The sequence below is a fragment of the Arthrobacter sp. P1_A5 genome (genome assembly GCF_056406825.1).
Genome location: NZ_JBFTZL010000269.1, coordinates 1 through 3712, shown reverse-complemented (window position 1 = coordinate 3712; position 3712 = coordinate 1). Strand labels below are relative to the sequence as shown.

Genomic DNA, 3712 nt, shown 5'->3' with positions numbered 1-3712 from the left:
ACCAGGGGGAGTGCGTTGCCGGATCCGTCCCGGAGCCAGCCGTAATTGCCAGGGCAGATGCGCACCCCGCTCAACAGGACCGGGTGACGCTCACACCACGGGGAGAGTGYCACCGCCGCCGATTCAATTTCCAACGCTTGCGCAATGTTCCCACCCTCGCCGAGGCTGGCCGCCAGTCCTTGCGGGGCTACGGGCCCGGTGAACATTGCCCGCCGGGGCCCGGAGCCGGGATACCGCGCGACGGTGACATCCAGCATCGCACCCGCGAGCTGAGGCGTCGCCAGAGCGTCACTGTGGGCAGCAAAATCGAGTACCACGATGATCGTTCCGTCGGGGGCGCGAAGCCAGGTCCGCTGTTGCTGGAGCCGGCCGTCGTCGCTGCGGTGAGTGCCAAGCACCAGCCACGGACCGTGCAGCGCTTCGGTGCCCTCAACTTCGGCGGTGGGCACCGCCCAGCCGACGGCCACCCGGAGATCGGCGAGCTCGTCGGGAGTCAGGGTGTCCCGTTTGCGCCACGCCTTGGTCAGCGCCCACCAGCGCCCGGCCCGCAGAAGCAGGTGAACGCCCCAGTCGGTCCGTGCGTGCACATCTGATCCCATCGCCCGCACCTGGGCGGCTAAACCCGGAAGCTGGGCATCGACAAGGCGCCCCGCCACGCCGTCCCACCATGAATACGGCTGGGTGCGGGCCGACGCCAGGCCGGTCCGCACCAGGTCCGTCAGCCACCGGGCAAAGTCGTCAATCCCCGCATCCATCAATGCCAGCCGGTCGGCCAGTCGCTTGGCCTGTGCCGCCGGATCCACAACCGGCTCGGACTGGCGCCGCTCGCGCACGGCGGTCCGCTCTGCCCGCTGGGAGGCCCACTCCTGCGCGAAGGCGGCTGTCTCCGCGGCGGCGTCGGCCGCCTCGCCCCGCGTCCACATAAGCAGCAGCGCCAGGGCATGCTTGCAAGGGAACTTCCGGCTCGGGCAGGAGCATCGATAGGCAGGAGCGGCGACATCAATGCTCACTTGGTAGGGAGTCTTTCCGCTGCCTTGGCATTTGCCCCAGACCAGGACGTCGTTGCTCCCCGTGTCGGACCAGGGGCCGGGATGTGCCAGCTTGCGGGCGGCCGTCAGCGACGATGGGTCGGGCGCGGCGCTGATCACCCGCTCCTCGCTCCAACGCCCCATGAAGCACATTGTGCCCGATGTCACAGATACCGCAAGGGAGGCAGAACGGTGTGGCGGCGGCGCACCACGCCGGTAAACGGTCAGTGACGCCCTACACGGTGTCCGGCCGCTGATYTCCCTTGTGGCTCCGCAGATTCTCCTGCACCTTGCCGAACAAATCCTTGATGGTCGTCTCCGTATTGGTGAGCATGTCCGGCTGGACGTAGACCTGTTGGGCGGGAGGCAGGCTGTAGTGGGAGGCCAGGCCACCCGCGCTGTCCACCCCCGCCAGCGCGATGGTCACACCACCCTCTTTGCGCGCAATGGCGCCAATCCGGCCGAAGACCACTGTAAATTCGTCCGGCTGGAAGCTCACGGTCAGTCCGACATGTGTCCGGTTAAGGTCACTTGCCGTGACGGCCTTCTCGTTCCCGGTCCCTGCATAGTTCATGTCGATCACCCGGATAGCTGGTGGCGTTGTAAGCGAGCAGTCTACGTCCGGGACCGGAGACGGGGTAGGGACCCGCCGGCTGCCCGATACCGGACCGGTCCCGGCGTGGGGGAGAATGCGTTCATGACCAAAGACGATCTCCGGCCTGTCTACTTCCTTTCGGACAGCACCGGCATCACCGCGGAAACGCTCGGCAACACCTTGCTGACGCAGTTCCCCGCGAACCACTTTGACCGCATAACGGTCCCCTTCATCACCACGGTCGAACAGGCCAGGACGGTGGTCGGGACGATCGACAAACTGGCCGCCGCGGGCCTGCAGCCGATCGTCTTTTCCACCGCGGTAAGCAGCGATATCCGCCAGGTCCTGGGTACGTGCCAGGGAATCATCGTGGATCTCATCGGGGCACATGTCGGACAGCTGGAGCAGGCCCTCGGTTCGCCGGCCAGCGGCGAACCCGGCAGGGCCCATGGCCTGGGCAATGCGGAGCGGTATCAATCCCGGATGGCCGCCGTCGAATACGCCATGGAACACGACGACGGCCAAAGCCTGCGGGCGCTCGAAAAGGCCCAAGTCATCCTGGTGGCRCCGTCCCGCTGCGGAAAAACGCCCACCACCATGTACCTGGCCCTACAGCACGGCATTTTCGCCGCCAACTTCCCGCTGGTGGACGAAGACTTTGAACGCGAAGGGCTCCCCAAGCCGCTGAGGCCTTTCGTTGAGAAGTGTTTCGGGCTCTCCTCCAACCCCCTGCGCCTGAGYCAGATCCGCACCGAACGGCGCCGGGGTTCACCCTACGCGTCGCTGCGGCAGTGCGGCTTCGAGCTGCGCAGCGCCGAGCAGCTGTACGTCTCCCATAGGATTCCGTACCTGAATTCGGCCACGGTGTCCGTCGAGGAAATGGCGGCAACCATCCTGCAGCGGATGAACCTCAAGCATTAGGGAAAAGTTTCACAAACTTAGTGTGGCGCACGTCATGTGGAAAGTGCGCTGGAGACCTGTCACTGTGGACAGGACTTGCGCCCATCAACCGGCCATCGCCGCAAGCGGGGCGGCGCACTTGCATGCCATCATCTGCAAAGGAGCAGTAACTATGACGACAGACATCCTGTGGTTCTCAGAACTCGGACTCAAGGACCTGGACCGGGTGGGCGGAAAGAACGCCTCCCTCGGTGAGATGGTGCAGAACCTGACCTCCGCCGGCGTCCAGGTTCCCGACGGCTTCGCCACCACCGCGGATGCCTACCGCAACTTCCTGGCGGATTCGGGCCTTGACCAGAAGATCGCCGACCGGCTGGTCGGCCTGGACACCGATGACGTCACCGCCCTGGCAGCCGCCGGGCAGGAGATCCGGGCCCTCATGCGCAAGACGCCCTTCCTGCCTGACTTCGAAGCGCAGATCCGGAACTCCTACCAGCAGCTGGTGGACAAGCACGGCGGGTCTGAGGACCTGTCCTGGGCCGTCCGTTCCAGCGCCACGGCCGAAGACCTCCCCGATGCCTCCTTCGCCGGGCAGCAGGAAACCTTCCTGAACGTCCGCGGCATCGAGAACATCCTGCTCGCCATCAAGGACGTGTTCGCGTCCCTCTACAACGATCGGGCGATCGCCTACCGGGTGCACCACAAGTTCGAGCACGCCGAGGTGGCGCTCTCGGCCGGCATCCAGCGCATGGTGCGCTCCGACGTCGGCGCYTCCGGCGTCATGTTCACCATGGACACGGAGTCCGGGTTCCAGGACGCCGTGTTCGTCACGTCCTCCTACGGCCTCGGCGAGGCCGTCGTCCAGGGCGCCGTCAACCCCGACGAGTTCTACGTGTACAAGCCCGCGCTGCAGGCCGGCCGGCGCGCCATCCTCAAGCGAGGACTGGGCGAGAAGGCCCTGCAGATGACCTACACGAGCAGCCGCGAAATCGGCCGCACCATCGACTTCGTGCCGGTTGAGGCGTCCCTGCGGAACCGCTTCAGCCTCACTGACGACGACGTCGAGCAGCTCGCCCGGCACGCCGTCGCCATCGAGAACCACTACGGCCGCCCCATGGACATCGAATGGGGCAAGGACGGGATCGACGGCGGCCTGTACATCCTGCAGGCGCGCCCGGAGACCGTGCAG

General features: G+C 66.0%; 4 protein-coding genes. 2 read left to right on the top strand and 2 right to left on the bottom strand.

What is annotated here, in order from left to right:
- The coding region (locus AC1D1S_RS20075; protein ID WP_476995315.1) for an SWIM zinc finger family protein at positions 1–1172 on the bottom strand (1172 nt) is incomplete at its 3' end.
- A 91-nt stretch (positions 1173–1263) separates the two neighbouring features.
- A complete protein-coding gene (locus tag AC1D1S_RS20070; protein WP_476995316.1) occupies positions 1264–1602 on the bottom strand; it encodes a hypothetical protein in 339 nt (112 codons plus the stop codon).
- 123 nt (positions 1603–1725) lie between these two features.
- Here AC1D1S_RS20070 and AC1D1S_RS20065 point away from each other — a divergent pair, with 123 nt between their 5' ends.
- Positions 1726–2544, top strand: coding sequence for a pyruvate, water dikinase regulatory protein (locus AC1D1S_RS20065; RefSeq protein WP_243177904.1), 819 nt, complete (start codon positions 1726–1728; stop codon positions 2542–2544).
- Between the two features lie 151 nt (positions 2545–2695).
- The coding region (locus AC1D1S_RS20060) for a PEP/pyruvate-binding domain-containing protein (protein ID WP_476995314.1) at positions 2696–3712 on the top strand (1017 nt) is incomplete at its 3' end.